Origin of the sequence: Paraburkholderia atlantica (genome assembly GCF_009362785.1) — a bacterium.
GTDB classification, from domain to species: Bacteria; Pseudomonadota; Gammaproteobacteria; order Burkholderiales; family Burkholderiaceae; genus Paraburkholderia; species Paraburkholderia atlantica.
Genome location: NZ_WHNQ01000022.1, coordinates 73,520 through 99,382, shown reverse-complemented (window position 1 = coordinate 99,382; position 25,863 = coordinate 73,520). Strand labels below are relative to the sequence as shown.

Annotated in this window: 30 protein-coding genes and 1 tRNA gene; 8 read left to right on the top strand and 23 right to left on the bottom strand. The window is 63.2% G+C overall.

Annotation, left to right across the window (positions count from 1 at the left end; translation table 11 throughout):
• The first annotated feature begins 111 nt into the window (after positions 1-111).
• Positions 112-1,635, top strand: a complete 1,524-nt coding sequence (locus GCT19_RS27110; protein WP_152853637.1) for an MFS transporter — start codon at positions 112-114, stop codon at positions 1,633-1,635.
• A gap of 42 nt (positions 1,636-1,677) precedes the next feature.
• On the opposite strand, the gene GCT19_RS27105 is transcribed toward GCT19_RS27110, so the two are convergent.
• Together GCT19_RS27105 and GCT19_RS27100 are read right to left on the bottom strand one after the other, a co-directional pair.
• The gene (locus tag GCT19_RS27105; RefSeq protein ID WP_026228354.1) at positions 1,678-2,271 is read right to left on the bottom strand and encodes a nitroreductase family protein; all 594 of its coding nucleotides are present in this window, start codon (positions 2,269-2,271) and stop codon (positions 1,678-1,680) included.
• A 189-nt stretch (positions 2,272-2,460) separates the two neighbouring features.
• Positions 2,461-3,744: an MFS transporter gene (locus tag GCT19_RS27100; protein WP_018433786.1), complete on the bottom strand. Its 1,284-nt coding sequence runs from the start codon at positions 3,742-3,744 to the stop codon at positions 2,461-2,463.
• A 153-nt stretch (positions 3,745-3,897) separates the two neighbouring features.
• Between GCT19_RS27100 and GCT19_RS27095 the strand changes: the two genes are divergently transcribed.
• Both GCT19_RS27095 and GCT19_RS27090 read left to right on the top strand, forming a co-directional pair.
• Positions 3,898-4,545, top strand: a complete 648-nt coding sequence (locus tag GCT19_RS27095; RefSeq protein ID WP_152853636.1) for a TetR/AcrR family transcriptional regulator — start codon at positions 3,898-3,900, stop codon at positions 4,543-4,545.
• Positions 4,546-4,603: 58 nt separating this feature from the next.
• The gene (locus GCT19_RS27090; RefSeq protein ID WP_152853635.1) at positions 4,604-5,158 is read left to right on the top strand and encodes a DUF1415 domain-containing protein; all 555 of its coding nucleotides are present in this window, start codon (positions 4,604-4,606) and stop codon (positions 5,156-5,158) included.
• A 20-nt stretch (positions 5,159-5,178) separates the two neighbouring features.
• Here GCT19_RS27090 and GCT19_RS27085 read toward each other — a convergent pair whose 3' ends face one another.
• Entirely contained in the window at positions 5,179-6,021 is an 843-nt protein-coding gene (locus GCT19_RS27085) for a class I SAM-dependent methyltransferase (RefSeq protein ID WP_018433789.1), read from the bottom strand.
• 386 nt (positions 6,022-6,407) lie between these two features.
• Here GCT19_RS27085 and GCT19_RS27080 point away from each other — a divergent pair, with 386 nt between their 5' ends.
• On the top strand, positions 6,408-6,728 hold the full coding sequence (locus tag GCT19_RS27080) for a type II toxin-antitoxin system HicA family toxin (protein WP_013090673.1): 321 nt from the start codon (positions 6,408-6,410) through the stop codon (positions 6,726-6,728).
• A 133-nt stretch (positions 6,729-6,861) separates the two neighbouring features.
• Here the strand turns inward: GCT19_RS27080 and GCT19_RS27075 are convergent, their stop codons facing one another.
• Entirely contained in the window at positions 6,862-7,071 is a 210-nt protein-coding gene (locus GCT19_RS27075) for a DUF1059 domain-containing protein (RefSeq protein WP_013090674.1), read from the bottom strand.
• A 338-nt stretch (positions 7,072-7,409) separates the two neighbouring features.
• On the opposite strand from GCT19_RS27075, the gene GCT19_RS27070 reads away from it, so the two are divergent.
• Positions 7,410-8,678, top strand: a complete 1,269-nt coding sequence (locus GCT19_RS27070; RefSeq protein ID WP_018433792.1) for a TIGR03862 family flavoprotein — start codon at positions 7,410-7,412, stop codon at positions 8,676-8,678.
• A gap of 15 nt (positions 8,679-8,693) precedes the next feature.
• Here GCT19_RS27070 and GCT19_RS27065 read toward each other — a convergent pair whose 3' ends face one another.
• Together GCT19_RS27065 and GCT19_RS27060 are read right to left on the bottom strand one after the other, a co-directional pair.
• On the bottom strand, positions 8,694-9,818 hold the full coding sequence (locus GCT19_RS27065) for a methyltransferase (protein ID WP_152853634.1): 1,125 nt from the start codon (positions 9,816-9,818) through the stop codon (positions 8,694-8,696).
• A gap of 728 nt (positions 9,819-10,546) precedes the next feature.
• Positions 10,547-11,188 carry a CGNR zinc finger domain-containing protein gene (locus GCT19_RS27060; RefSeq protein WP_018433794.1) on the bottom strand — a complete coding sequence of 214 codons (642 nt, stop codon included), beginning with the start codon at positions 11,186-11,188 and terminating at the stop codon, positions 10,547-10,549.
• A 173-nt stretch (positions 11,189-11,361) separates the two neighbouring features.
• On the opposite strand from GCT19_RS27060, the gene GCT19_RS27055 reads away from it, so the two are divergent.
• The gene (locus tag GCT19_RS27055) at positions 11,362-12,057 is read left to right on the top strand and encodes an alpha/beta fold hydrolase (protein WP_152853633.1); all 696 of its coding nucleotides are present in this window, start codon (positions 11,362-11,364) and stop codon (positions 12,055-12,057) included.
• Between the two features lie 98 nt (positions 12,058-12,155).
• Entirely contained in the window at positions 12,156-13,010 is an 855-nt protein-coding gene (locus GCT19_RS27050; RefSeq protein WP_152853632.1) for an alpha/beta fold hydrolase, read from the top strand.
• Positions 13,011-13,173: 163 nt separating this feature from the next.
• Here the strand turns inward: GCT19_RS27050 and GCT19_RS27045 are convergent.
• From GCT19_RS27045 to GCT19_RS27015, 7 genes are all read right to left on the bottom strand, one after another.
• A tRNA-Thr gene (locus GCT19_RS27045) sits at positions 13,174-13,249 on the bottom strand.
• A 19-nt stretch (positions 13,250-13,268) separates the two neighbouring features.
• Positions 13,269-13,766: a ClpXP protease specificity-enhancing factor gene (locus tag GCT19_RS27040; protein ID WP_152853631.1), complete on the bottom strand. Its 498-nt coding sequence runs from the start codon at positions 13,764-13,766 to the stop codon at positions 13,269-13,271.
• 65 nt (positions 13,767-13,831) lie between these two features.
• The gene (locus GCT19_RS27035; protein WP_006052302.1) at positions 13,832-14,443 is read right to left on the bottom strand and encodes a glutathione S-transferase N-terminal domain-containing protein; all 612 of its coding nucleotides are present in this window, start codon (positions 14,441-14,443) and stop codon (positions 13,832-13,834) included.
• 95 nt (positions 14,444-14,538) lie between these two features.
• Positions 14,539-15,294, bottom strand: coding sequence for a cytochrome c1 (locus GCT19_RS27030; RefSeq protein WP_152853630.1), 756 nt, complete (start codon positions 15,292-15,294; stop codon positions 14,539-14,541).
• Between the two features lie 23 nt (positions 15,295-15,317).
• Positions 15,318-16,697, bottom strand: coding sequence for a cytochrome b (locus GCT19_RS27025; protein WP_152853629.1), 1,380 nt, complete (start codon positions 16,695-16,697; stop codon positions 15,318-15,320).
• Positions 16,697-17,317, bottom strand: a complete 621-nt coding sequence (petA, locus tag GCT19_RS27020) for a ubiquinol-cytochrome c reductase iron-sulfur subunit (RefSeq protein WP_026228357.1) — start codon at positions 17,315-17,317, stop codon at positions 16,697-16,699. The genes GCT19_RS27025 and petA overlap by 1 nt, the downstream gene beginning before the upstream one ends.
• A gap of 220 nt (positions 17,318-17,537) precedes the next feature.
• Positions 17,538-18,284 carry a Nif3-like dinuclear metal center hexameric protein gene (locus GCT19_RS27015; RefSeq protein WP_026228358.1) on the bottom strand — a complete coding sequence of 249 codons (747 nt, stop codon included), beginning with the start codon at positions 18,282-18,284 and terminating at the stop codon, positions 17,538-17,540.
• Positions 18,285-18,305: 21 nt separating this feature from the next.
• Between GCT19_RS27015 and GCT19_RS27010 the strand changes: the two genes are divergently transcribed.
• Positions 18,306-19,526 (top strand): Do family serine endopeptidase, encoded by a 1,221-nt coding sequence (locus GCT19_RS27010; protein WP_013090685.1) that lies wholly within the window; start codon positions 18,306-18,308, stop codon positions 19,524-19,526.
• A gap of 87 nt (positions 19,527-19,613) precedes the next feature.
• On the opposite strand, the gene tatC is transcribed toward GCT19_RS27010, so the two are convergent.
• The 10 genes from tatC to hisH form a co-directional block, all read right to left on the bottom strand.
• Entirely contained in the window at positions 19,614-20,399 is a 786-nt protein-coding gene (tatC, locus tag GCT19_RS27005) for a twin-arginine translocase subunit TatC (RefSeq protein ID WP_018433803.1), read from the bottom strand.
• 34 nt (positions 20,400-20,433) lie between these two features.
• Positions 20,434-20,976: a Sec-independent protein translocase protein TatB gene (gene tatB / locus GCT19_RS27000; protein WP_018433804.1), complete on the bottom strand. Its 543-nt coding sequence runs from the start codon at positions 20,974-20,976 to the stop codon at positions 20,434-20,436.
• Positions 20,977-21,024: 48 nt separating this feature from the next.
• Complete coding sequence (gene tatA / locus GCT19_RS26995; RefSeq protein ID WP_013090688.1) at positions 21,025-21,267, bottom strand: Sec-independent protein translocase subunit TatA; 243 nt, start codon at positions 21,265-21,267, stop codon at positions 21,025-21,027.
• Positions 21,268-21,474: 207 nt separating this feature from the next.
• Entirely contained in the window at positions 21,475-21,840 is a 366-nt protein-coding gene (locus GCT19_RS26990) for a histidine triad nucleotide-binding protein (RefSeq protein WP_013090689.1), read from the bottom strand.
• A gap of 92 nt (positions 21,841-21,932) precedes the next feature.
• Complete coding sequence (locus tag GCT19_RS26985; RefSeq protein ID WP_152853628.1) at positions 21,933-22,328, bottom strand: DUF4870 family protein; 396 nt, start codon at positions 22,326-22,328, stop codon at positions 21,933-21,935.
• A 90-nt stretch (positions 22,329-22,418) separates the two neighbouring features.
• The gene (locus GCT19_RS26980) at positions 22,419-22,814 is read right to left on the bottom strand and encodes a phosphoribosyl-ATP diphosphatase (protein ID WP_152853627.1); all 396 of its coding nucleotides are present in this window, start codon (positions 22,812-22,814) and stop codon (positions 22,419-22,421) included.
• On the bottom strand, positions 22,811-23,221 hold the full coding sequence (gene hisI / locus GCT19_RS26975) for a phosphoribosyl-AMP cyclohydrolase (RefSeq protein ID WP_026228359.1): 411 nt from the start codon (positions 23,219-23,221) through the stop codon (positions 22,811-22,813). Before hisI ends, GCT19_RS26980 begins: the two co-directional genes overlap by 4 nt.
• Position 23,222: 1 nt before the next feature.
• Positions 23,223-23,996, bottom strand: coding sequence for an imidazole glycerol phosphate synthase subunit HisF (gene hisF / locus GCT19_RS26970; protein ID WP_152853626.1), 774 nt, complete (start codon positions 23,994-23,996; stop codon positions 23,223-23,225).
• 248 nt (positions 23,997-24,244) lie between these two features.
• On the bottom strand, positions 24,245-24,997 hold the full coding sequence (gene hisA, locus GCT19_RS26965; protein WP_013090694.1) for a 1-(5-phosphoribosyl)-5-[(5-phosphoribosylamino)methylideneamino]imidazole-4-carboxamide isomerase: 753 nt from the start codon (positions 24,995-24,997) through the stop codon (positions 24,245-24,247).
• A 181-nt stretch (positions 24,998-25,178) separates the two neighbouring features.
• Positions 25,179-25,820 (bottom strand): imidazole glycerol phosphate synthase subunit HisH, encoded by a 642-nt coding sequence (gene hisH, locus GCT19_RS26960; RefSeq protein ID WP_013090695.1) that lies wholly within the window; start codon positions 25,818-25,820, stop codon positions 25,179-25,181.
• Positions 25,821-25,863: the final 43 nt, after the last annotated feature.

Below are 25,863 nucleotides of genomic sequence, written 5' to 3'. Positions count from 1 at the left end.
CTGAAGTTGCGGGGACCGCGGCAAGATTGGCTGGAATCGTCGCGCGGAACGGATTTTGCTGCGTCCGACCGGATACGCCGCCCCATTTCGCCATCGAGGAGACTTCGCGTCATGAGCGTGCCGCCCACCGCCGCCGTCGATGACCACCCCGCCATGCTGATCGAAACCGACTTGCCGTCGCGGCTAGACCGCCTGCCGTGGGGCCGCTTTCATACTCTGATCGTAGTCGCGCTCGGCGTGACGTGGCTGTTAGACGGGCTCGAAGTGACGCTCGCCGGCGCGGTCGCGAGCGCGCTGAAAACGAGCCCGGCGCTGCGCTTTTCGAATGCCGACGTCGGCCTCGCGGGCAGCGCGTACATTGCCGGCGCGGTGCTCGGCGCGCTCGGTTTCGGCTGGCTGACCGACCGGCTCGGCCGCCGCAGGCTGTTCTTCATCACGCTGACGCTCTATCTGGCCGCGACCGCGGCGACCGCGGTGTCGTGGAATCTGATGAGCTTCATGCTGTTCCGCTTCCTGACCGGCGCAGGTATCGGCGGCGAATACACGGCGATCAACTCGACGATCCAGGAATTCACGCCGGCACGCGTGCGCGGCTGGACCGACCTCGGCATCAACGGCACGTTCTGGGTTGGCGCGGGGCTCGGCGCCGCGGGCTCGCTGGTGCTGCTCGATCCGTATCTACTGCCTTCCGACTGGGGCTGGCGCGCGTGTTTTTGCATCGGCGCGGTACTCGCGCTCGGGATTCTGCCGATGCGCATCTGGATACCCGAAAGCCCGCGCTGGCTGCTCACGCACGGTGACGAGCGCGACGCACGGGCGATCGTCGAGGGCATCGAAACGCGTTTTCGCGACGACGGCCACACGCTCGCCGACGACGCCCTCACGCGGCTACGCCTGCGCGCGCGCGACCATACGCCGTTGCGCGAGGTGTTCCATACGCTGTTCAACGTGCACCGGCGCCGCTCGCTGGTCGGTCTCACGTTGATGACCGCGCAGGCATTCTTCTACAACGCAATCTTTTTCACCTACGCGCTCGTCCTCACCGACTTCTATCATGTGCCGGGCGGCGACATCGGCTGGTATCTGCTGCCTTTCGCGCTCGGCAATTTCCTGGGGCCCCTCGTGCTCGGGCGGCTATTCGATGTGATCGGCCGACGCAAGATGATCGCCGGAACGTACGCGATGTCGGCGATCCTGCTGACGCTGTCGGGTTATCTGTTCGAACAGCAACTGCTGACCGTCGTCACGCAGACGGTCGCGTGGATGGTGATTTTCTTCTTCGCGTCGGCGGCCGCGAGTTCCGCGTATCTGACCGTCAGCGAATCGTTCCCGCTCGAAATCCGCGCGCTCGCGATTGCGGTTTTCTATGCGTTCGGCACCGCGCTCGGCGGCATCGTCGGACCGGCGTTTTTCGGCCGGCTGATCGACACGCACCAGCGCAGCGAAGTGTTTTCGGGCTATCTGGTCGGCTCGGGGTTGATGCTCGCGGCGGCGCTCGTCGCGGCGATCTGGGGTGTCGACGCGGAGCGCAAGTCGCTCGAGCATGTGGCGGCGCCGCTGTCGAGCGTGGCGGATGAGGAGGACGGCGTGGTCGGTGCCGATGAAAAACGCGCGGACCGTGCCGCGCGGACCTGACCGCTTTGCGACGTCACGCGGCAAACGCCGCGAGTCCGTCGCTCAGAACGCCTTCTTCCAGCCGCCGCCGTACGCGATTTCCGCGAGCGCCACGCGCTGACGCGGCGCCTTCTCGCGTTCGCGCAGGACCGGGTCCAGTTTGTCGACGTCGCCGTAATGGCCAAGCGAGATCATCGCGATCGGCTCGACGTCTTTCGGCAATTCGAAAGTGGTGCGGAACGCGTTCACATCGAAGCCGCTCATCTGGTGCGCGGCGAGGCCGAGCGCGTGCGCCTGCAGCACCAGCGACATCGCCGCCGCACCCGCGTCATAGAGCGCGCAGCGATTGACGTCTCCCTTGCTGGTCAGGGTGTGCGCGGTCACCGCGATCAGCACCGGCGCGGGCGCATTCCAGCCCTGGTTGAACGGCACCAGCGTGGCGAAAGCCTTCTTGAACGCGACTTCATCGACGCTGCGATCGAATACGACGAAACGCCAGGGCTGCGCGTTATACGAAGACGGCGCCCAGCGCGCCGCTTCGAGCACCGCGCGCAATTGATCGCGGCTCACCGGCTCGCTCGAATACGCGCGCGGGCTCCAACGGCCTGCAATCAGTTCGTGAATGGCAACTTCGGTTGAGGCGGGTTTCTTGGCCATGCGCTTCTCTCGGTAGAAATTCATGATCGTCGGGCGGTTGCCCGAGGCCACATAGCATAACGGGCTTTCGGTGCGCGCTCCAACTTGCGGGGGGGCTATGCGCGCTGGCTGAAAAGCGCGCACGGCCCCGTAGTGGGGCCGTGCGTCGTTGCTTCGCTGACGTGAATCTACGCGGTTCGCGAAGGCGATTCAGATTGCCTGCGGCGTCGGCACCTTGGCTGGGCGGTTGATGCGCAGCACGATCACCGCGGCGATCAGGCACAAGCCGCCGGAAATCATCGACGCGATCGTGTAGGTGCCGAGGCTCGCGCGCAGCATGCCCGCGCCGAGCGCCGCGAACGCCGCGCCGAGCTGGTGGCCGGCGACCACCCAGCCGAACACGATCGGCGCCGATTCCTTGCCGTAGACATCGGTGGCAAGACGCACGGTCGGCGGCACAGTGGCGATCCAGTCGAGACCGTAGAACACCGCGAACAAGGGCAACCCGAAAAAATCGATGCCGAACGCGTGCGGCAGATACATCAGCGACAGGCCGCGCAGCCCGTAGTACCAGAACAGCAGCACGCGGCTATTGAAGCGATCCGACAGCCAGCCCGACAGCGTCGTGCCGAACAGGTCGAACACGCCCATCGCCGCGAGCAGCGACGCGCCCTGCACTTCGGTCATCCCGTAGTCGCCGCACATCGCGATCAGATGGGTGCCGACATAGCCATTGGTGCTCGCGCCGCAAATGAAGAAGCTGAAGAACAGCAGCCAGAAGTCGCGCGTCTTGCTCGCCGACGCGAGCGTGCCGAACGCGATCGCGAGCGGATTCTGCCTGGTGACGGTGGTGTTCATCGGCGCGTCGTGCGGTTCGCCGTACGGGCGCAGCTGCATATCGGCCGGATGTTCGGGCAGCAGAAACGCAACGAGCGGAATCACGATGCCCGCCGCGAGCGCGACGACCCACACGACCTGGCGCCAGCCGTAATGCTCGGCGATCGCCGCGAGCAGCGGCAGGAACACCAGTTGGCCGGTCGCCGAACTGGCGGTCAGGATACCCATCACGAGACCGCGGCGCGTCGTGAACCAGCGCGTGACGACGGTCGCCGACAGCGACAGCGCCGCCACCCCGGTCGATCCGCCGACCATCACGCCCCAGATCAGCACCATCTGCCACGGATGCGTCATCAGCGACGACAGCGCGACGCCCGCAGCCATCGTGCCGAGCGCGGTCAGTAGCGTCGGGCGCACACCGAAGCGCTGCATCGCGGCGGCCGCGAACGGCCCCATCAATCCGTACAGCGCGATGTTCACGGAGATCGCGAGCGAAATCGTCGCACGGCTCCAGCCGAATTGGTTCTCGAGCGGCACCATCATCACGCTCGGCGTCGCGCGCGTACCGGCCGCCGCGAGCAACACCAGGAACACCACGGCGACGGTCAACCAGCCATAGTGGAAACGTCCGCCTATCAGTCGCGCAGCCCAGTTCATCGGTTCTCCAATCGACGCGGCGCGGGTGGCGGCATCGTTCGTATTGTTACGGCTTCGGTAATTGATTTGTGACAGATCAGTCACAATGGTGTTGCGATGTTAGTTACTGGTCGGTAACATGTCAAGGCGTCAATTTCATTCGGGTGACTTGCCATGTCCGACAGCGAAACTCTCAAGCCCGCCGCTACTCGCTCGCGGCGTGCGCGCGGCGCACAGACCGCGGGGCCGCAGGCGCAACAGCATCTGCTGCGCGCGGCCAGCGAGTTGTTCTATCGCGAGGGCGTGCGCACGGTCGGCGTCGATGCGGTGGTCGAGCGCGCGGGTGTGAACAAAATGAGCCTGTACCGGCAGTTTTCGTCGAAGGACGAGCTGGTAATGGCGTATCTGGAACAGAAGGACGAGCAGTTCTTCGGCTACGTCGAGAAGAGTTTCGCCAAACATCCGGGCGAACCGGCGAAGCAGCTTCAGCAATACTTCGACGACCTCGCGGTGCGCGCCTCGGTCGACCATTACCGCGGCTGCCCGTTCGTGAACGTGTCGGTGGAGTTTTCGGATACCGCGCATCCGGCGCGGCAATTCGTGTTCCGCAACAAGCAGCGCTTGATGGCTCGGCTCGTCGAACTGTCGACGGCGGCTGGCGCCGACGATCCGCAAGCGCTCGCCGATGGACTCGGTCTGCTGATCGAGGGTGTGTACGCGGCGAGCCAGACTTACGGGCCGGGCTGCGGGCCGATCCTCGTCGCGCCGAAAGTCGCCGCGCAGTTGATTGCCGCCGCTTGCGCAAAGAACCAGGCTCGCTGAGTCAGTCCGTCAGCTGGGTCCTTTAAAATTGCGCGTTTCCCCGTCACATCCGTCCGCCATGCCGTTGCCAGCCGCATCCCACGATGCCGTTATCGCCGCGACCCGTCACTGGCTGACGGAAGCCGTGATCGGCTTGAACCTGTGCCCGTTCGCGAAGGCTGTGCATGTGAAGGGGCAGATTCGCTATGCGGTCAGCGAAGCGGACACGCTGGAAACGGTACTCACCGACCTGGAGGCCGAGCTGCAGACGCTCGTCGCCGCCGACCCCGCCGCCATCGACACGACGCTGCTGATCCTGCCGCGCGCGTTCGGCGACTTTCTCGACTTCAACGACTGCCTGTTCTTCGCCGACCGGCTGATCCAGCAGTTGCGGCTCGAAGGCGTGATTCAGATCGCGAGCTTTCATCCGCACTACCAGTTCGAAGGCAGCGAGCCCGACGACATCGAAAACTACACGAACCGGGCGCCCTATCCGATCCTGCATCTGCTGCGTGAAGACAGCATCGAGCGAGCCGTGCAGGCCTTTCCCGACGCGGAAGAGATTTACGAGCGCAATCAGGAAACGCTGCGGCGCATTGGCCTCTCCGGTTGGGATGCGTTGATGAAGCGCTAGGTAAGGCGCCAGCCTGCGCCTCAAGCCGGCACGAAAAACCGCTCCTTGAGCGCATCGAGCCCGAGCGTGTCCAGCACTTCGCCGAGTCGCTCAGCCGGCCGGCGCCGCGGCAGGTCCTTGTACTGCGCGATGATCAGCTCGTTTTTCATCGAGTGTTCCCAGCCGACCAGCTCGGTCACACTGACCTGATAGCCATGCGCTTCGAGTTGCAGGCAGCGCAGCACGTTCGTGATCTGACTGCCGAATTCGCGCGTGTGCAACGGATGCCGCCAGATTTCCGTCAGCGCGCTCTTCAGGGCCTTGCCCTTGTTCTGCCGCAGCACGCCGGCCACCTCGGCCTGGCAGCACGGCACGACGACGATGTACTTCGCGTGCTTTTCGAGCGCGAAACGGATCGCGTCGTCGGTCGCCGTATTGCACGCGTGCAGCGCAGTCACGATGTCGATTTCGGCGGGTAGCCGCGTCGACGTGATCGACTCCGCCACCGACAGATTCAGAAACGACATGCCCTTGAAACCGAGCCGCGCCGCCAGCTCTTCGGACTTCGTCACCAGCTCTTCGCGCGTTTCAATGCCATAAATGTGCGAAGCCCCACCAGCGGCGTCCTGAAACTCCTTGAAAAACAGGTCGTACAGGATAAAACCGAGGTATGACTTGCCCGCGCCGTGATCGACGAGCGTCAGCGAACCCTGCCGGTCCTTCAGGTCCTTGAGCAGCGGCTCGATGAACTGGAACAGGTGGTAGACCTGCTTCAGCTTGCGACGGCTGTCCTGATTCATCTTGCCGTCACGCGTGAGGATGTGGAGTTCTTTGAGCAGTTCGACGGACTGGTTGGGACGGATTTCGTGGGTTTTGCCGGACATCGTGTGGGTCGCCATCAATTGCAGCGCGAACGTGCGACAGATGACGGAAAAAGAGAAAAGTTACTGCCAGTTTACCCAAACTGCGGCATTCCCAGCGAGCACGGCGCGCGGACCACGCGACATAGGTACTCTGCTGGGAATATTTCCTGCTCGCCCAGGCGCTGCGCGGAAGTGGCTCGAGAATGGCTGAAACGGCTTGCGCGCTGGCTGAGCCTGCGGGTGCAAGCCGTGTCGCCGAAAACTGGAGGCTGTCCGGCCGAGCGACCGGACATGCGAACCGGATGCATGTGGGGAGAGCGGTCCCGCAACGGGCCGAACGTTACGTAACCAGCAGCGACCGGCTTTGCAACCTGTCGCGCGCTCGGATGATCACAGAAGAGGCGGCAATGGATACGGTACCCAACGGAAATGTCGAACAGAAGTTTCAGGAAATGCTGGCGAAGCTGACCACCGCGCCGGCATGGTCGGAGAAACAGCAACTCGAACTGGAGATGGCTCGCGACATCTCGACGGAAATGCTGCGGCTCGCGGAGGTCATGCGCGACGGCAACGTCGACCTCGAAACCTGCCTGACGATGCTCAAGTACGCCAAGGTACTCGACTTCGTGATGACGACGCTCGCATCGCGACGCGACATCAAGCCGCAGACGTTGCGGGTGATCTTCAAGCTCGCCGGCCTGAAGGTCGATGAGGCGTATCCGGGTTAGCGCGTCGGCGTGTCGGTTAGGATGGCTTGGTATCGCGTTTCGCGTGTCACCACAAGACTGCTTCAACACCACCGCGCGGGCGGCTAGATGCCGCTCGCGACGCGGGCTTCCACACTCCCGTTGCACGGGTACCTCAAGCGCGCGGCGCCTCGACGGGCGGCGTTCCCTCATGAAATAGCGTCTTAAGCTGCGCGCGCAGTTCCGGCGAATCCGCGTGCTTGTGAACGCTGACGGCATGCTGGACCGCGGCTTCGAGCAGTTCGCTGTCGCTGTCGGCGGACATCGCGACGGTGCAGTTCATTTCGCTCGGAAATTCGCGACAGTCGATATATTTGCGGGTCATGGCAATCTCCTTGAACCAGACGATCGATCTTCCATCGATTCGACGGGCGCCGCGCGTCGGCTGCCGGCGCGCGACAGTGAAGCGCGCCGCAGCCGTTGCGTCGCAAGTGACGTGAATGGGGATTGACGCGATGGAACGACGCGAACGACGTCCGATGGAAGATGTGTGAAAAGTATAGGTCGCGTGCGGCGCGAGCCAAGCGATGAACGAAGTTCAACACCAGTCGGCGGCGTTTGCCGCGCGCCGCGCGCGGTGTGACAATAACGCCCTTCGCGCCGCCCGTCCGTTCGGTCGCTGACGGTGCACCGCCCTTTTCCCCCGCAGATCCGCCGAACCGCATGCCCTCCTCGCTCGATTCCGCCCGCGTCGCCGTGATCGGCGGCGGCCCCGCCGGCCTGATGGCCGCCGAGACGCTCGCCCGGCGCGGCGTGCAAGTCCACGTGTATGACGCGATGCCGTCGGTCGGCCGCAAATTTCTGATGGCGGGCAAAGGCGGCATGAACATCACGCATTCGGAAGCGCTCGAGCCGTTTCTCGACCGCTACGGCGCGCGCCGCGAGCACATTGCGCCGCTGCTCGACGCGTTCGGTCCCGACGCGCTGCGCGCATGGTTGCACGAGTTGGGCGTCGAGACGTTCGTCGGCAGTTCGGGGCGCGTATTTCCGTCCGACATGAAGGCCGCGCCGATGCTGCGCGCGTGGCTGCATCGGCTGCGCGAAGCGGGCGTGCAGTTCCATATGCGTCACAAGTGGACCGGCTGGGCGTCACTGTCCGAAGGCAACGCCGCGCACGCGCTGCGCTTCGCCACGCCCGACGGTGAGCGGACGGTCGGCTACGACGCGGTCGTGTTCGCGCTCGGCGGCGCCAGTTGGCCGCGGCTCGGCTCCGACGCCGCGTGGGTGCCGCTGATGACGTCGCGCGACGTGCCGGTGACGCCACTACGCCCCGCGAACTGCGGCTTCGACGCGGACTGGGGCCCGTATGTGCGCGAGCGCTTCGCCGGCCAGCCGATCAAGACGATCGCGATTTCCCTCACCGACGTAGACGGAAAAGTCCACAATCGACAAGGTGAAATACTTCTGACCGAAACGGGCCTCGAAGGGAGCTTGATTTACGCGATGTCGGCGCTGATCCGCGAGCGGATTCTGGCCGACGGCGAGCTCACGATCGCGCTGGATCTCGCGCCAGGCTTGCCGCTCGAGCGAGTCGTCGAGGAAGTGACGCGGCCGCGCGGTTCGCGTTCGATCGCGAGTCATCTGCACGGGCGGATCGGCATCGGCGGGGTCAAACTGGCGCTATTGCACGAGATTCTGTCGAAAGAAGCATTCGCCGATGCAAGCGGCCTAGCGCACGCGATCAAGGCGCTGCCGGTGCGACTGCTGCGCGCGCGGCCGATCGACGAAGCGATCAGCACGGCGGGCGGCATCCCGTTCGAAGCGCTGAACGCGCATCTGATGATCGACCGGATGCCCGGCGCATTCTGCGCGGGCGAAATGCTTGATTGGGAAGCGCCGACCGGCGGTTATCTGCTGACAGCCTGTTTTGCCAGCGGGCTGGTGGCTGGCCGGGGCGCATGCGCGTATCTGGAAGCGCGCGCACCGGCGTGACGCGCGCACTCGCCGTCACCGCACCTTGAGCCGCCACAACGACGTGATCTCGGCCGCTCGCGCAACATGCAGCGGATCGTTCTGATCGCTGGCCTTCGGATGGCGTGGACGAATGTCCTCGCGGCCCACCACAGTGAGCCCCGCGTGCCCGATCGCCGCCAGCAACCATTCGCGCGTGCGCAGCCCGAGGTGCTCGGCGAAATCCGAAATGATCAGCCAGCCCTCGCCGTCCGGCGTCAGATGATCAGCCAGGCCGTTCAGGAAGCCGAGCAGCATGCGGCTGTCCGGATCGTAAACCGCGTACTCGAGCGGCGACGCGGGCCGCGCCGGCACCCACGGCGGATTGCAGACGACGAGCGGCGCCCGACCGTCCGGAAACAGATCGGCCTGCACGATCTCGACCTGCCCGGCGTAGCCAAGACGCGCGAGATTTTCACGCGCACACGCGAGCGCGCGCGCGTCCTGATCCGTCGCGACGATCTTGCGCACGCCGCGCTTGGCCAGCAGCGCGGCCAGCACGCCGGTGCCCGTGCCGATATCGAACGCGAGTTCCAGCGACGGTAGCGCCGTGCGGGCAACCAGATCGACGTACTCGCCGCGCACCGGTGAGAACACGCCGTAATGCGGATGAATGCGCTCGCCGAGCGCAGCAATCTCGACACCCTTCTTGCGCCATTCGTGCGCGCCGATCAAGCCGAGCAACTCGCGCAACGACACCACCGACGCATCGCCGGTCGCCGGTCCATACGCTTCGATGCAAGCCTGCCGCACGTCGGGCGCGCGGCGCAATGGAATGCCGTAGTCGGCATCGAGCGGGATCAGGATCATGCCGAGTGTGCGGGCGCGCTGCGACTGCGCCTGCCGATGCAGGTTGAACGCGTCGAGCGATGTCGCTCCGTGCTTGCGCGGCTTGCGTTCGAGCCGGCGCGTGACCGCCTGCAGCAATTGACGCGCGTTCTGGAAGTCGCCGTGCCACAACAGCGCAGTGCCTTCGCAGGCGAGGCGGTAGGCCGAATCGGCGGTGGTGCGGTCGTCGGCGACGACGACGCGCTTCGGCGGCGGCACGACCGCTTCGGAACGCCAGCGTGCGGTGCGCGGGCCGTCGGCTTCGGGCCAGGTGAGAGTTGCGGGGCTGGTCATGGTGCAATGGAGTCGATGTGACGTCACCGGCGACGTGGACCGTGGCAGCGGACTGGAATGTCCGGCGGCTGGCCCCCATCCGGGCGACGCCCGAATAGTACCGTACCGCCGCCGCCGTGCGGATTCAGGGCGCGGCATGGATTGCGACGATGATCAGGTGAGTTTGGACACGACGAGCGTGGACTGCGGAGTCCACAATCGACAAGGTGAAAGAGATATCGTGATTTTTGAGCCATCAGGCGGCGCACCTTAGGCCGTAGTGGATTTTGCCGCGCCGTTGGTAGATAAAAAAGTCTACTATCGACAAGGTGAAAGAGATATCGTGATTTTTGAGCTATCCGGTGCCTCACCCAAGACTGTAGACGAACCGCGACTCGCCAACTCAAGACTGTAGTGTCCAGAATCGACAAGGTGAAAGAGATAGCGTGATTTTTGATCCATTGATCCGCGCACCATAGGCCGCGGTGCATTTCGGCGCGCCAACTCCAGACTAAAAAGTCTATTGTCGACAAGGTGAAAGAGATATCGTGATATTTGGCCCGTTGTGCGGCTCACCTCGCGCCACCTTCAGTCTCTATCCGGGGCCGTTGATCGACGCGTTGTTGATGAAGCCGCCGCGGCTCATGTTGGACGGGAAATCGCATCGCGATGTTGTGCGGGTTGCTCGTCCAAGTGGGCCAAAAACTGGTGCCGCGCCGGTGCGGGCACGGCACAGTCGCAATCTCAGCCTAGTCTGGCAGCTGGGAACCAGCTCCCTCCTGATCCTTGCGCCGCTTGCGATGCGCCGCTACTTTCGCGCGATTTCCGCAGACCGCCATGCTGCACCAGCGCCGCGCATGTCCGCGCGTATGGTCCGCGAACAGCAGCGTGCAACGCGGACCTTCGCACGCCTTGACCTGTGTGAAATCCTCGTCGCAAACAAGCCTTGCCAACGCTTCCGCAATCGGCATTAGCAACGATTCGGGTGACTTCCACCTCCGTAGCTCGCGGAATTCGAACGCAGATTCAGCGCCGGGAACGACTGCGCCGTATCGTTCGTCCCGCTCGAGCAATCGATTTAGCGGCTCGAGCTCGCGTAGGTCCGCGGCCGTGAGTGGCCGCCCTTTCCTCGCCGTGACGAAGCGCCTGAACCACTCGCGCAGTTCGCGCGCCTCGCCCGCCACCGCGTCGAACTCAGCCGACGCAAACCGCCCGCGCATCTCAGCGAGTGCCTCGGCCGACACCATGCCGGCCTGTTGCAGCCAATCCTGCAGGCCCGCTCCGTCGACGATCCAGTCGATTTGCTCATCCACCGGCGTGGCCACCGAATTCAGAAAATCGAGGCCCGGTGCTTCGGCCACGAACAGCGCGGGAATCTGACGGTAGTCCATTTTTCAAGGTGACGGAGCTGATGATGATTACTGCATGGTAACCATCAAAATCGTCATTGACAAGTTACATCACTCATTAGTAACCTGTAAAAATACATTAAGACAGTTACGAACGACCACGTTCTGATTCCTGCCGCTCAGCCCAACGTTTCTTCGCTCAAAGGAGCAACAGCATGTCTCTTCGGAATGTGAACGTAGTGCTCGTGCATGGCGTATGGGCGGATGGGTCGAGCTGGAGCCGGGTCATCGAGCGGCTCGCCGCCCGGCATTTCGATGCCGTCGCGGCGCCCTTGCCGCTGACTTCGCTCGGCGACGGCACGGCTGCGCTCGAGCGCTCGCTCGCGCGAATCGAGGGACCCGTCGTGCTGGTCGGGCATGCGTACGCGGGCGCGGTAATCGGCTCCATGCGTGCGGCGAACGTGAAAGCGCTGGTGTACGTCGCGGCGTTGGCGCCCGACGAAGGCGAAACGGTGGCCGACGTGTTCCACCGCGGTGACGCGCATCAGCTCGCGCCGATGCTCGTGCCCGATCGCGACGGCTTGATCTGGCTCCCGCGTGATGCGTTCGAGAATGCCTTCGCGCATCACTCGACTGCGAGCGAAGCGAGCCTGCTCGCTGCGATCCAGCGTCCGATCGGGGCGGCGTGCATCGGCGAACCCGTGGGACGACCGTCGTTGAAAGACCTGCCGAGCTGGTTCCTCGTCGCCGGGCAGGATCGGATGATCGCGCCCGAGACCCAGCGTTCGACCGCCCAGCACATCGGCGCGCGCATCCACGCGTTCGACGTCGATCACACGCCGAGCGTGACGGCGCCCGACACCGTTGTCGAAGTCATCGTCGAGGCGGCACAGGCGGCATCCACCGACTGAACCGCATCACCGCGTGAGGTCGACGTGATGCCTCTGACCACCTCACGCGTCTGTATCCGCATCCACCATCCACGTTACTTTTCGCACGGAGAATGATCATGACCGCTATCACCTATCACCACGCCGACGTCGACGGTTTCAAGGTGTTCTATCGTCAAGCCGGACGCGAGGACGCCCCGAAACTCCTGCTGCTGCACGGTTTTCCGAGTTCGAGCCACATGTTTCGCGATCTGATCCCGCGGCTCGCAGACAGTTTTCACATCGTCGCGCCCGATCTGCCCGGCTTCGGACAGTCCGACATGCCCGCGCGCGAGGACTTTGCCTACACGTTCGCCCATATTGCGGACGTGATCGGACGATTCACCGAGGTGATCGGCTTTGGCCGCTTCGCCGTCTATGTTTTCGACTACGGTGCGCCGACCGGCTTCCGGCTAGCGCTCGAGCATCCCGAGCGGGTCACCGCGATCGTCACGCAGAACGGCAACGCCTACGAAGAAGGACTCAGCGACGGCTGGAATCCGATTCGCGCGTACTGGCAGGACGCGTCGCCGGCCAATCGCGAAGCGTTGCGTGCGCTGCTCGCATACGAGGCGACCGTATGGCAATACACGCATGGTGTGCCGGACACGGCATCGGTCTCGCCGGACGGCTACTCGCTCGACGACTTCTACCTGCGTCGCCCCGGCGCTGACGAGGTCCAGCTCGATCTGTTCCGCGACTATCGCCATAACGTCGCGCTGTACCCGGCGTTTCAGGAATATTTCCGCACCTACCGACCGCCGCTGCTGGCGGTATGGGGCAAGAACGATCCGTTCTTTCTCCCGGCGGGTGCCGAGGCATTCAGGCGCGATCTGCCTGAGGCGCACGTGCGTTTTCTGGATACCGGCCACTTCGCTCTTGAAACGCATGCGGCCGAGATCGCGACGGCGATCCGCGAGTTTCTTGGGCGATGAAAACAACTGTCGCTCACTAGATCACCCCACCCTTTAGGGGCAGCGCAATATCGAGCAGAGTTGCTATCGTCACCGGCGCGAATGCCGAAAAAAGAAAAACCCCGCCGAAGCGCGTGCTTCGACGGGGTTTCAAGCATTTCCAGTTACTGCTGATAAAGCAATCTGGTGCCGGCTGCAGGACTCGAACCCGCCACCTCATGATTACAAGTCAAGCGCTCTACCTGATGAGCTAAGCCGGCATGAGGCCGTGATTCTACTTCATTTCACGATCTTAAGGCGAGCCCTTCCGCCACCTTTCGAGCCATCGTCGTCGGGTTGCGGTTTGTCGTGAGCGTCGCTGGCCGTGGCCGGGTCGGCCGGCGCGGTTTCGACGGCGCGCGGCGGCGCCGGCGTGTCGGCTTCGTCCGCGGCATCGGCGCCGGAATCCTGAGCCTCGCCGCCCGCCGATTCGACCGGGAACGCCATGCCCTGGCCGTTCTCGCGCGCGTAGATCGCAAGGATATTGGCGACCGGTACTTCGATCTTGTGCGACTTGCCGGAGAAGCGCGCGTTGAACTCGATCCACTCGTTACCCATCTGCAGCTGGCTGGTCGCCTCGAAGCTGATGTTCAACACGATCTCGTTGTCTCGCACGAACTGACGCGGCACGCGCGTCTGATTGTCGACGCGGACCGCAATGTGCGGTGTGTAGCCGTTATCCGTGCACCACTCGTAGAGCGCGCGCAGCAGATATGGCTTCGTGGAAATCTCTTGCATCAACAGTCCTCTTGCGGGTGCAGGTGCGCATCGAAGCGATGCGCGCCTGCACGCCAAAGCCAAACTCAACGACGCATCACCTTTTCCGACGGCGTCAGTGCTTCGATATAAGCCGGGCGGCTGAAAATGCGCTCGGCGTACTTCATCAGCGGCGCGGCGTTCTTCGACAGCTCGATACCGTAGTGGTCGAGGCGCCACAGCAGCGGTGCGATCGCGACGTCGAGCATCGAGAACTCCTCGCCGAGCATGTATTTGTTCTTCAGGAAGATCGGCGCGAGCTGCGTCAGGCGATCGCGGATCGCGAGGCGCGCCTTCTCGTGATTCTTCTCCGCTGCCTTGCCCTTCTCGTTTTCGAGCGTGCCGACGTGGACGAACAGCTCTTTCTCGAAGTTGAGCAGGAACAGGCGGGCACGCGCGCGCTGCACCGGATCGGCCGGCATCAGCTGCGGGTGCGGGAAGCGCTCGTCGATGTACTCGTTGATGATGTTCGATTCGTACAGAATCAGGTCCCGTTCGACGAGAATCGGCACCTGACCATACGGATTCATCACGGCGATGTCTTCCGGCTTGTTGAACAGGTCGACGTCGCGGATCTCGAAGTCCATGCCCTTTTCGAACAACACCAGCCGGCAACGCTGGGAGAACGGGCAAGTAGTGCCGGAATACAGAACCATCATGTTTACGTTTCCTCAAAAAGCTGAAGGGCCAGCGCACGGAAAAACCGTTCAGCAGGTCTTTCCTGGCGCCGGCCCCACGCCGTGTAGCGGCGTGATTATTTGATATGTTTCCAGTACGCGGCGTTCAGTCGCCAGGCGAAAAAGCTCAGGATACCGAGGAACAACAGCACCCACACGCCAAGTTGCTTGCGGGTTTGCTGCGTCGGTTCGGACATCCATGACAGGTACGACACGAGGTCGGCCACAGCAGAATCATAATCTACCGGCGACATCGTCCCCGGAGTGAGTTGCTGGAAGCCGAGGAATTTGTGTACCTTTTCGCCGGTTTTCTCGTCGGTTTCGTCACCGAATTTCGCCGCCCGCTGCCCCTGAAGCTGCCACAGCACGTGAGGCATGCTCACGTTTTCGTACACCAGATTGTTCCAGCCGGTCGGCCGCGTATCGTCGCGGTAAAAACTACGCAGATACGTGTACAGCCAGTCCGTGCCGCGCGCCCGCGCCTCCACCGACAAATCCGGCGGCGTCGCGCCGAACCACGCTTTCGCGTCGTCCGGACGCATCGCCACGGTCATCGTGTTGCCGATCTTGTCGGTGGTGAACAGCAGATTCGCCTGGATTTCGTTCGGCGTGATGCCGAGGTCGTTCAGGCGGTTGTAGCGCATCAGGTTCGCGCTGTGGCAATTCAGGCAGTAGTTTACAAACAATTGCGCGCCGCGCTGCAAAGAAGCGAAATTGTTCGTGTTGTCCGGCGCGCGATGGAGCGGGAAATCCTCGTCCGCGTGGACCGGAGCGGCCAGCAACGCAAGCACGGTCGCGCCGACCAGCGCGCACATCGAAAGCAGTTTTTTCATCTTCGTGTTCTCCTGGCTCGCGATTAGTGAGGCTTGAACCGCACCCGTTCCGGCGGCTGCTTGAACTTGCCAAGCCGCGTCCAGAAGGGCATGCCGAGGAAAAACGCGAAGTAGATCAGTGCGCAGATCTGGGCAATCAGCGTCGCGGCCGGCGATGGCGGCCGTGTGCCGAGGAAGCCGAGCGTCAGGAACGCGATCACGAAGATCCCGAAGAAAACCTTGTGAAAGAACGGCCGATAGCGAATCGACCTGACCGGCGAGCGGTCCAGCCACGGCAGGAAGAACAGCGAAATCACCGCGCTGCCCATTACCACGACGCCCCAGAACTTCGATTCGGTGAACACCATCGCGACGATCACCAGCACCGCGAGCACCGGCAATCCGAGCTTCCACTTGCCGCGCGCGCGCACGAGCGCGAGCAGCCCGAGCAGTGCGATGACGATCATCAGCACGATCTTGAATGGATCGGTGGTGGCGCGCAGCATCGCATAAAAAGCGGTGAAGTACCAGACTGGCGCAATTTCCGGCGGAGTCTGCAGCGGATTCGCGGGAATGAAGTTGTTCGCTTCTAGGAAGTAGCCGCCCATTTCCGGCGCGAAGAAGATGATCGCCGCGAAAATCAGCAGGAAGATGGCCACGCCCATGAAGTCGTGCACCGAGTAGTACGGGTGGAACGGAATGCCGTCGAGCGGCACGCCATCCGGCCCTTTCTTCGCCTTGATTTCGATGCCGTCCGGGTTGTTCGAGCCGACTTCGTGCAGCGCGACGAGGTGCGCGATCACGAGGCCGACCAGCACCAGCGGAATCGCAATCACGTGGAACGCGAAGAAGCGGTTCAGCGTGACGTCGGACACGACGTAGTCGCCGCGAATCCACAGCGACAGATCCGGACCGATGAACGGAATCGCGGAGAACAGATTCACGATCACCTGCGCGCCCCAGAACGACATCTGGCCCCACGGCAGCAGGTAGCCGAAGAACGCCTCGGCCATCAGGCACAGGAAGATCAGGCAGCCGAAAATCCACACGAGCTCGCGCGGCTTGCGGTACGAGCCGTACATCAGCCCGCGGAACATATGCAGGTACACGACGACGAAGAACATCGACGCGCCGGTGGAGTGCATGTAGCGGATCAGCCAGCCCCACGGCACCTCGCGCATGATGTACTCGACCGACGAAAACGCGAGCGTCGCGTCGGGCTTGTAGTTCATCGTCAGGAAAATGCCGGTGACGATCTGGTTGACCAGCACCAGTAATGCAAGCGAACCGAAGAAGTACCAGAAGTTGAAGTTCTTCGGCGCGTAGTACTCGGAAACGTGCTTCTTCCACGTGGCAGTCATCGGGAAGCGTTGGTCGATCCAACCAGCCAGCCCGGTCGTCTCTACTTCGTGTTCGCTCGCCATTACGCTTCTCCTTTTTCGTCCTTCCCGATCACAAGGGCCGTCGCCGACGTGAACATGAAGCGTGGGATGTCGAGGTTCTGCGGGGCGGGTTTGTTCTTGAAGACGCGGCCGGCCATGTCGTAGGTCGAGCCGTGGCACGGGCACAGGAAGCCGCCGGGCCAGTCGTCCGGGAGATTGGGCTGCGGGCCCTCCTGGAAGCGCGGAGTCGGCGTGCAGCCCAGATGCGTGCAAACGGCGACAGCAACCAGCAGATGCTTGTTCTCGGCGCGTGAGCGGAATTCGTTGTTGCAGTAGTCCGGCAGCGGCATCGAGAAGGGATTCTGCGTGTGGGGGTCCGCTACCTGGCTATCGGCTTTTTGAACATCGGCGAGCATGCGGTCGGTGCGGTTGATGATCCACACCGGCTTGCCACGCCAGGCGACCGTCATCATGTCGCCGGGCTTCAGACCACTGATATCGACTTCGACCGGGGCACCTGCAGCCTTGGCCTTTTCGGATGGTGCAAACGAACTAACAAAGGGTACGACAACGGCAACACCTCCTATGCCGCCTGCTACGGTCGTCGCTACCAGCCAGTTACGGCGGCTGCCATCGACGCGTTCCTCTTCTTTGTCTCGCATCACACGCCCCACTTCTGAGTTGGATTTTTCCTTCACGTCGCTTCTACCGCCGCTAGTTTGCTCGAATGGAGTCGCCATTTACAAGGGCCGATTGCCAAAAACCGTGCGAAGCCCTTGATAACTCAGGGTTTGTCCGTACCGATCGCAAACTTTTTTGTACCTCCTTTTAAGTGCCTTCTACGGTATTCGCGCCTTTTTCTTCGTTAATGCAATGTGCAATTCAAACGGGATTGGGAATATCGATAAACAGGTGTTCGATATCGAACGATTCGGACAGATGCTTGCCCACCGCCTGCACACCGAAGCGTTCGGTCGCGTGGTGGCCGGCCGCGAGAAACGCGACGCCGCTTTCCGCAGCCGTATGCATCACCGACTCCGATACTTCGCCGGTCACGTAGACGTCGACGCCCGCGTTGATCGCCGCGTCGAACATCCCTTGCGCGGCGCCGGTGCACCAGCCGATGCGACGCAGCTGCATATCGGGATCGCCGAACACGAGCGGCGTGCGGCCCAGCGTCTGCTCGATTTCCGCGGTCAGGTGCGACAGCGTGATCGGCATCGGCAACGTGGCGAGCCAGCCGAGGTCGTTGTCGCCGAAACGCGCGTCGCTGATCCAGCCCATCTTCGCGCCGATCTGCGCGTTGTTGCCGAATTCGGGGTGATCGTCGAGCGGCAGGTGGTAGGCGAACAGGTTCAGGTCGTTGGCGAGCAGCAGCTTCAGTCGAGCATGCTTGCGGCCGGTGATCTGCGGCGCCTCGTTGCGCCAGAAGTAGCCGTGATGGACCAGCACGGCGTCCGCGCCCCAGTCGAGCGCGGCCTCCAGGAAGGCCACCGACGCGGTCACGCCGGTCGCGAGTTTGTTGATCCGGCGGCGCCCTTCGACCTGCAGTCCGTTCGGGCAATAGTCCTTGAAGCGCGCGGTTTCAAGGAGATTGTTCAAGTACAATTCAAGTTCAATCCGATCCATATAGAGACCTCTTGTCTTCAGATGCTTAGACGCTTTTGGCTGTTATTTGCCCAAGCGGTGACGGTGCTGTTGGCGCTGATGTTCATCATTGCGACCCTCAAACCGCAGTGGCTGCAGCGTCAAGGACAATTCGGCAGACAACTGGCCGAACCGATCGTGGCGCTGCGGGAAGTGGCGCCGGGCATCAGCAAAGGGCATGCCGAAACGTCCTATGCCGAAGCGGCGCAAAAAGCCATGCCCGCGGTCGTCAACGTGTTCTCCAGCAAGGACGGCTCGCTGCCGCCCGACCCGCGTGCCAAAGATCCGCTGTTCCGCTACTTCTTCGGCGACAGGAACAATCGCAAGCAGCAGGAGCAGCCTGCCTCGAATCTCGGCTCAGGCGTGATAGTGAGTTCGGAAGGTTACATTCTAACGAACCAGCACGTCGTAGACGGCGCCGATCAGATCGAAGTCGCGCTCGCCGACGGCCGCACCGCCAGCGCGAAGGTCATCGGCATCGACCCGGAAACCGATCTGGCCGTGCTCAAGGTCAACATGAGCAATCTGCCCACCATCACGCTCGGCCGGATGGACCAGACCCGCGTCGGCGACGTCGTGCTTGCGATCGGCAATCCGTTCGGCGTCGGTCAGACGGTGACGATGGGCATCGTCAGCGCGCTCGGCCGCAACCACCTCGGCATCAACACGTTCGAAAACTTCATCCAGACCGACGCCCCGATCAACCCCGGCAACTCGGGCGGTGCGCTCGTCGACGTGAACGGCAATCTGCTCGGCATCAACACCGCCATTTACTCGCGCTCGGGCGGCTCGCTCGGCATCGGCTTCGCGATTCCTGTATCGACCGCGCGCAGCGTGCTCGAGAGCATCATCACGACCGGGACGGTTACGCGCGGCTGGATCGGCGTCGAACCGCAGGACGTGACGCCGGAAATCGCGGAGTCGTTCGGGCTCGATCAGAAGTCGGGCGCGATCGTCGCGGGCGTGCTGAAGAGCGGTCCGGCCGACCGCGCGGGCATCAGGCCCGGCGACATCCTGACGAGCGTGAACGGCCAGGTGATCACCGATACCACGCGCCTGTTGAACGTGATCGCGCAGATCAAGCCGGGCACGCCGGCGAAAGTGCATCTGGTGCGCAAAGGCCATCAGATCGACCTCGACGTGATGATCGGCAAACGCCCACCGCCGCCGAAACAGCCGGAAGAGGAGAACGGCGGCGATCAGCCGGATGACGAAGGCGGTTGAGGTCAAGGCCGCGACTTAATGCAACGAAAAAGGGCAGTCCGATGGACTGCCCTTTTCATTTGACGCCCGGCACCGACTCGCGGCACCTCAACTAGATGGCGGCGGACTCGCATCCTCGACGACCACCGGCTGCTTGCCGACGATCAACCGCGCCGCGACGAGGCCTGCTTCGTACAGCAGAATCAGCGGAACCGCGAGGATCAGTTGCGAAAACACGTCCGGCGGAGTCACGATGGCCGACACCACGAATGCGCCGACGATCACATACGGCCGGATCTCTTTCAGCTTCTTCAGCGTCACCACGTTCATTCGCACCAGCAGCACGACGACGATCGGCACCTCGAACGTGACACCGAACGCGATGAACATCGTCAGCACGAAGCTCAGGTAATTGTCGATATCGGTTGTCATTTCCGCGCCGAGCGGCGCGTTGTAGTGCGCCATCACGCGGAAGATGGTCGGAAACACGACGAAGTACGCGAACGCCATGCCGCACAGGAACAGCGTGTAGCTGCTCGCCACCAGCGGCGCGACCAGCTTCTTCTCGTGCTGATAGAGCCCCGGCGCGACGAACGCCCAGATCTGGTACAGCACGATCGGCAGCGCGATCACGAAGGCGACCAGCATCGTCACCTTCATCGGCACGAAGAACGAGCCGGTGACGTCGGTGACGATCATCTTGCCGTCCTTCGGCAGATTCATCATCAGCGGACGTGCGAGCAGTTTGAAGATGTCCGGCGCCCAGTACACGAGCCCGATAAACACGACGATGACGGCGAGTCCCGCACGGATGATGCGGTCACGCAGTTCGACGAGGTGGGAAATGAAGGTCTCTTCAGCGCCTTCGTTCTGGGATTGCTGGGGGTCGCTCACACCGGCCCTCGGTTAGAGATTGTCGATCTGAACATCAGAAAAACCGCGTCGGACGACGCAGGTTGGCAGGTGTGTGCCGCGCAACGCGCGCGGCGCCCGACTGCACGCGCGTGCGGCGCATGCTCGCTCGCTTGTACCAGGTGGGGGTGGCGCTCTGCTGGACGCGCCAGTTCTTGCGTTTGGGCGCGGCGGAAGGCGTACTGACGGGCCACGAGGTGGCACCGGTGGTGCCGCTAACGCCGCTGCCGGCGTCTTCCAGCGCGCCGCCGGCGATGCTCGGCGACACCGACGTACCGCTCTTCCATGCCTCGTTCAGTTCATTCTCGTGCTTGCGCAGATTATCCTGAACTGCCGTTTCGACATTGCTCGCGGCCTTCTCGAACTCGGTCTTCATGCGCCGCAATTCGTCGAGTTCGATTTCGCGCGTGACTTCGGCCTTCACGTCGTTGACGTACCGCTGTGCGCGGCCGAACAGCGCGCCGGCCGTGCGGGCGACACGCGGCAGGCGCTCAGGCCCGAGGACGACCAGCGCGACGACGCCGATCAGCGCCATCTTGGTTAGACCGAGGTCCAGCATGAAATGGAATGTCCGTCAGAAACGCGGGAACGGCGGGAACGCCGCGGCTTAGCGGTAATCGCCCGATTGCTGCGTCTTTTCTTTCGCTTCGACGTCCACCGCACCGTTGCGCGGCAGTTCGCGCTGCTGTTGCGCGTCGGCCGACGGCGATTCGGCTTCTTTCATGCCTTCCTTGAAGCCCTTCACAGCGCCGCCCAGATCGCTGCCGATGTTGCGCAGTTTCTTCGTGCCGAACACGAGCGCGACGATCAACAGAACGATCAACCAATGCCAAATACTCAACGAACCCATGACTACTCTCCTTAACCCCGACGCCGCATCTCGATGCGGCAAATTTGCCTAATCTGAAGCGCGTGCGCTTCGTCTCCCGCTATCTCTACGTTACCGCAGGTCGCACCACCGCGCTCGCAAAGTGCGCCGTCGTCTGAATCGCCGTCATTGTGGCCAGGCGATCGCGTCGACGGTATTACACAGTGGTAAAAATAACGGCGCCCCCGTTCAGCCCATGCGGTGCCAGGGGCGTGGTCCCGCGAGGATGTGCGCGTGCAGGTGATACACCTCCTGACCACCTCCCGGACCGGTATTGATTACCGTGCGAAAGCCCGTTTCGCCGCCGCTATACGCGACCCCCAATTGCTCGGCCAGTCGCGCGGCCAGGACAAGCATTCTACCAAGTAGAGGCGCGTCGCTTTCCGTACAGTTCGACAGCGTCGCAATGTGCTTGCGAGGGATCACCAGCACATGCGTTTCGGCCGCCGGACGGATGTCGCGGAAGGCGACGAACTCGTCGTCTTCGTGAACCCTGGTCGAGGGGATTTCGCCAGCGGCGATCTTGCAGAAAAGACAGTTCGGATCGTGACTCATCGTATTCCTGACGCGGTATGACTGAGGCGAGCGAAGCAGCACGCGACGAGGTTCGACCCGAAGCCGGTCCGCGCGCGCAGACCGGCTAGCGTTCAGACCCAGCCGGCCGGATTCGCGAATGGCTTGTTATCGTACAGATACAGCCAGCCTTTGATAATACGGTACAACATCCATATGCTGACCGCCCACAGCACCGGGATGCCGATCACGACGACCAACAGCAACGCGCCGATCGCATAACCGACGAGACCCATCCAGAATGTGCGAATCTGCCATTCGAAGTGCGCTTCGTATGGCGTGCCCGCCACGTCGGCCCGTTTCACGTAGTTGATGATGATCGCGACCAGAATGGTGAGCCCGCCGGTCAGCCAATGGACCGCATACAGCGCGTACAGCACGTGTGTGAGCGTGCGCAGGCTGCGCTCCCGCTCAGGCTCCATCGCGTGGCGGTAGACCGGCGGCGGATAGCTTCCTTGCGGCTGTTCCATGCTTGCGTCCTCACGAAGGTGCGGTTACCGCTATATAGGTGCCAGCGCGTGCGAGTTCAAGCGGAAACGCCAGATTTCCGCTCCGGCTGCTCAGTCGCCGTTTTCCTCACGCGCGCGGCTCTTGCGCAGCGCCTTTTCCTCGATGCCCGACAGGCCTTCGCGACGCTCGAGTTCGGCGATCACGTCGGCGGGGCTCAGATTGAAATGCGACAGCATCACGAGGCAGTGGAACCACAGGTCCGCGACCTCGCCGACCAGCGCCTTCGGTGCGCCGCCGTGGCGCGTGTCCTTTGCGGCCAGCACGACTTCGGTGGCTTCTTCGCCGATCTTCTTCAGAATTGCGTCGTCGCCCTTGTGGAACAGGCGAGAAACGTACGAGGTGTCTGGATCGCCGCCCTTGCGACCATCGATCACCGCCGCGAGGCGCTGCAGCGTGTCGAACGTGGAAGCCTCGGAGGGCGACAGGTTTTGCGTGGATTGCGTCATTTGTAGATGTGTTCGGGGTCTTTCAGCACGGGATCGACGGCCTGCCAGTCGCCGTCGTCCACCGAGCCTTCGAATTTCTGGAAAAAGCACGAGTGGCGGCCGGTGTGGCATGCGATGCCCGACACCTGCTCGACTTTCAGCAGCACGACGTCTTCGTCGCAATCGAGCCGCACTTCGTGCACATGCTGCACGTGGCCCGACTCTTCGCCCTTGAACCACAGGCGCTGGCGCGAACGCGAGAAATACACCGCGCGGCCGGTCTCGACGGTCTTCACCAAGGCCTCGCGGTTCATCCACGCGAACATCAGCACGTCGTTCGTCGACGCTTCCTGCGCGATCACCGGCACGAGGCCGTTCGCGTCCCACTTGACCTTGTCGAGCCAGTTCACTGCCGAAGGATTCGTCACGTCACAACCTCACCGAAATGCCCTGGTCGGCCATGAAGCGCTTGGCCTCGCCGACCGTATGTTCGCCATAGTGGAAGATGCTCGCGGCGAGCACCGCATCGGCGTGACCGCTTTTGATGCCGTCGGCGAGATGCTGCAGATTGCCGACGCCGCCCGAGGCGATCACCGGTACCGGCACCGCGTCCGACACCGCGCGCGTCAGCGCAAGATCGAAGCCGCTCTTGGTGCCGTCGCGATCCATGCTGGTCAGCAGGATCTCTCCCGCGCCGAGCTGGGCCATCTTGCGCGCCCATTCGACCGCGTCGAGACCGGTGGCCTTGCGCCCGCCGTGCGTGAAGACTTCCCAGCGCGGCGTTTCGCCGTCGGCCGACACGCGCTTCGCGTCGATCGCGACGACGATGCACTGCGAGCCGTATTTGTCGGTCGCGTCCTTCACGAGCTGCGGATTCGCGACCGCCGACGAGTTCATGCTGATCTTGTCGGCGCCCGCGTTCAGCAGGCGCCGCACGTCTTCGACCGCGCGCACGCCGCCGCCGACCGTCAGCGGAATGAACACCTGCGAGGCGACCGCCTCGATGATCGGCAGGATCAGGTCGCGCTGATCCGAAGTCGCGGTGATGTCGAGGAACGTCAGTTCGTCGGCGCCCTGATCGTCGTAGCGGCGCGCGATTTCGACCGGGTCGCCGGCGTCGCGCAGTTCGACGAAGTTGACGCCCTTGACCACGCGGCCCGCGGTGACGTCGAGACAGGGGATGATGCGTTTAGCTAGAGCCATGATCGTGCAATTCTGCCAATACCGCTGATGAGGCCGCTCGCTTGCGGGGCAAGCGGCACGGTGCCGGCGCGACGGGTTGGGTCGCGCCGCGAGTGGAGTGCTGGCCGCGGGCCGACAAGGTTCCGGTTGCGTGATTACACGAAGCGCGCTACCCGGCAAGCCGTCGGTCGAGCGAGTGCCGCATGCCGAGGTGAGTGCCACGCCGGCACGCGGCGCAAGCTTCCCGGCAAGCGCAGCCGATGCCGCGCTTAAGCGTCGTCCGCTTCGCGCAGCTTGTCCGCGAGCGTCTGCGCGGCCGCGAAATCGAGGTCGCCCGAATAGATCGCGCGGCCGCAGATTACGCCTTCGATGCCCTCGCCTTCGACTTCGCACAGCGATTCGATGTCCGTGAGGTTCGACAGACCGCCGCTCGCGATCACCGGAATCTTGACCGCGCGCGCAAGGCGCACCGTCGCTTCGATGTTGATACCTTGCAGCATGCCGTCGCGGCCGATGTCGGTGTAGATGATCGACTCGCAGCCGTAGTCCTCGAACTTGCGCGCGAGGTCGGCCACTTCGTGACCGGTCAGCTTGCTCCAGCCGTCGGTGGCGACCTTGCCGTCTTTCGCGTCGAGACCGACGATGATATGGCCGCCGAACGCGGTGCACGCGTCCTGCAGGAAGCCGGGATTCTTCACCGCCGCGGTGCCGATGATTACGTATGACAAACCGTCGTCCAGATAGCGCTCGATCGTGTTCAGGTCGCGGATGCCACCGCCGAGCTGAACCGGAATTTCACCGCCCACTTCATCGATGATCGCCCGAATTGCATCGCCGTTCTTCGGCTTGCCGGCGAACGCGCCATTCAGATCGACGAGATGCAGACGACGCGCGCCGCGGTCGACCCAGTGTCGGGCCATTGCCGCCGGTTCCTCGGAGAAAATCGTCGCCTGGTCCATATCGCCCTGTTTGAGGCGTACACACTGACCATCTTTCAGGTCGATGGCGGGAATCAGCAGCATAGCAATCGGGTGTTATCTGGGAGTGGATTGAAGGTCGGCGGCAGCGGCTGGCGGATCAGCCCGCCGCAATACCGTCTCGCTAGTTTAGTACAACTCTTTCGGCGCTCCAGTGGGGCGCCGCTCGGATGCGGGACCGCGGCGCCGCGCGACGCACGCGCGGCAACGGGATAAAGAAAGGCGTTCACGGGTTCCAGTGCACGAAGTTGCGATACACGCGCAAACCCGCCTCGGCGCTCTTTTCGGGGTGAAACTGGGTGGCGAAGATGTTATCCCGCGCTACCGCCGAGGTAAAGGGCACGCCGTAGACCGTTTCGCCCGACGTGTGCGCCGGGTTGTCCGGCACCACGTAGTAGCTGTGCACGAAATAGAAGAACGCGTTGTCGGCCACGCCGTCCCACAGCGGATGCGGCTGCGCCTGACGCACGCGGTTCCAGCCCATCTGCGGAACCTTGAAGCGCGAGCCGTCGTCCTGCAGGCGGCCTTCGAGCTCGAAGCGCATCACCTTGCCGGGCAATAGACCCAGCCCCGGCGTGTCACCTTCGGCGCTCCAGTCGAACAGCATCTGCTCGCCGACGCACACGCCCATCAGCGGCTTGCTGCGCGACGCCTCGACGACCGCTTCCTGCAACCCGGACGCGCCGAGACTGCGCATGCAGTCGGGCATCGCGCCCTGGCCGGGCAGCACCACGCGGTCGGCCGCGCGGATCGCTTCCGGACGATCGACGATCGCCACGTCCGCTTCCGGCGCCGCTTTGCGCAGTGCCTGGGCAACCGAGCGCAGGTTGCCCATTCCGTAATCCACAATCGCTATCGAAGTTTTCATTTCAAGTTTGGCCCTCTGCCCTCGATCCATCGATGCCGCCGCG

Coding starts and splice junctions, on each gene's coding strand:
- GCT19_RS27030 (WP_152853630.1), bottom strand. CDS start 15,294: ATGAAAAAACTGCTTTCGATGTGCGCGCTGGTCGGCGCGACCGTGCTT.
- GCT19_RS26980 (WP_152853627.1), bottom strand. CDS start 22,814: ATGACGCAATCCACGCAAAACCTGTCGCCCTCCGAGGCTTCCACGTTC.
- GCT19_RS27010 (WP_013090685.1), top strand. CDS start 18,306: ATGCTTAGACGCTTTTGGCTGTTATTTGCCCAAGCGGTGACGGTGCTG.
- hisF (WP_152853626.1), bottom strand. CDS start 23,996: ATGGCTCTAGCTAAACGCATCATCCCCTGTCTCGACGTCACCGCGGGC.
- GCT19_RS26985 (WP_152853628.1), bottom strand. CDS start 22,328: ATGGAACAGCCGCAAGGAAGCTATCCGCCGCCGGTCTACCGCCACGCG.
- GCT19_RS27035 (WP_006052302.1), bottom strand. CDS start 14,443: ATGATGGTTCTGTATTCCGGCACTACTTGCCCGTTCTCCCAGCGTTGC.
- GCT19_RS27090 (WP_152853635.1), top strand. CDS start 4,604: ATGCCGTTGCCAGCCGCATCCCACGATGCCGTTATCGCCGCGACCCGT.
- GCT19_RS27065 (WP_152853634.1), bottom strand. CDS start 9,818: ATGACCAGCCCCGCAACTCTCACCTGGCCCGAAGCCGACGGCCCGCGC.
- GCT19_RS27100 (WP_018433786.1), bottom strand. CDS start 3,744: ATGAACTGGGCTGCGCGACTGATAGGCGGACGTTTCCACTATGGCTGG.
- GCT19_RS27015 (WP_026228358.1), bottom strand. CDS start 18,284: ATGGATCGGATTGAACTTGAATTGTACTTGAACAATCTCCTTGAAACC.
- GCT19_RS27085 (WP_018433789.1), bottom strand. CDS start 6,021: ATGTCCGGCAAAACCCACGAAATCCGTCCCAACCAGTCCGTCGAACTG.
- hisH (WP_013090695.1), bottom strand. CDS start 25,820: ATGAAAACTTCGATAGCGATTGTGGATTACGGAATGGGCAACCTGCGC.
- tatA (WP_013090688.1), bottom strand. CDS start 21,267: ATGGGTTCGTTGAGTATTTGGCATTGGTTGATCGTTCTGTTGATCGTC.
- GCT19_RS27050 (WP_152853632.1), top strand. CDS start 12,156: ATGACCGCTATCACCTATCACCACGCCGACGTCGACGGTTTCAAGGTG.
- GCT19_RS27080 (WP_013090673.1), top strand. CDS start 6,408: ATGGATACGGTACCCAACGGAAATGTCGAACAGAAGTTTCAGGAAATG.
- GCT19_RS27070 (WP_018433792.1), top strand. CDS start 7,410: ATGCCCTCCTCGCTCGATTCCGCCCGCGTCGCCGTGATCGGCGGCGGC.
- GCT19_RS27025 (WP_152853629.1), bottom strand. CDS start 16,697: ATGGCGAGCGAACACGAAGTAGAGACGACCGGGCTGGCTGGTTGGATC.
- GCT19_RS27060 (WP_018433794.1), bottom strand. CDS start 11,188: ATGGACTACCGTCAGATTCCCGCGCTGTTCGTGGCCGAAGCACCGGGC.
- GCT19_RS26990 (WP_013090689.1), bottom strand. CDS start 21,840: ATGAGTCACGATCCGAACTGTCTTTTCTGCAAGATCGCCGCTGGCGAA.
- tatB (WP_018433804.1), bottom strand. CDS start 20,976: ATGCTGGACCTCGGTCTAACCAAGATGGCGCTGATCGGCGTCGTCGCG.
- GCT19_RS27040 (WP_152853631.1), bottom strand. CDS start 13,766: ATGCAAGAGATTTCCACGAAGCCATATCTGCTGCGCGCGCTCTACGAG.
- GCT19_RS27105 (WP_026228354.1), bottom strand. CDS start 2,271: ATGGCCAAGAAACCCGCCTCAACCGAAGTTGCCATTCACGAACTGATT.
- GCT19_RS27110 (WP_152853637.1), top strand. CDS start 112: ATGAGCGTGCCGCCCACCGCCGCCGTCGATGACCACCCCGCCATGCTG.
- GCT19_RS27075 (WP_013090674.1), bottom strand. CDS start 7,071: ATGACCCGCAAATATATCGACTGTCGCGAATTTCCGAGCGAAATGAAC.
- hisA (WP_013090694.1), bottom strand. CDS start 24,997: ATGCTGCTGATTCCCGCCATCGACCTGAAAGATGGTCAGTGTGTACGC.
- petA (WP_026228357.1), bottom strand. CDS start 17,317: ATGCGAGACAAAGAAGAGGAACGCGTCGATGGCAGCCGCCGTAACTGG.
- GCT19_RS27055 (WP_152853633.1), top strand. CDS start 11,362: ATGTCTCTTCGGAATGTGAACGTAGTGCTCGTGCATGGCGTATGGGCG.
- GCT19_RS27095 (WP_152853636.1), top strand. CDS start 3,898: ATGTCCGACAGCGAAACTCTCAAGCCCGCCGCTACTCGCTCGCGGCGT.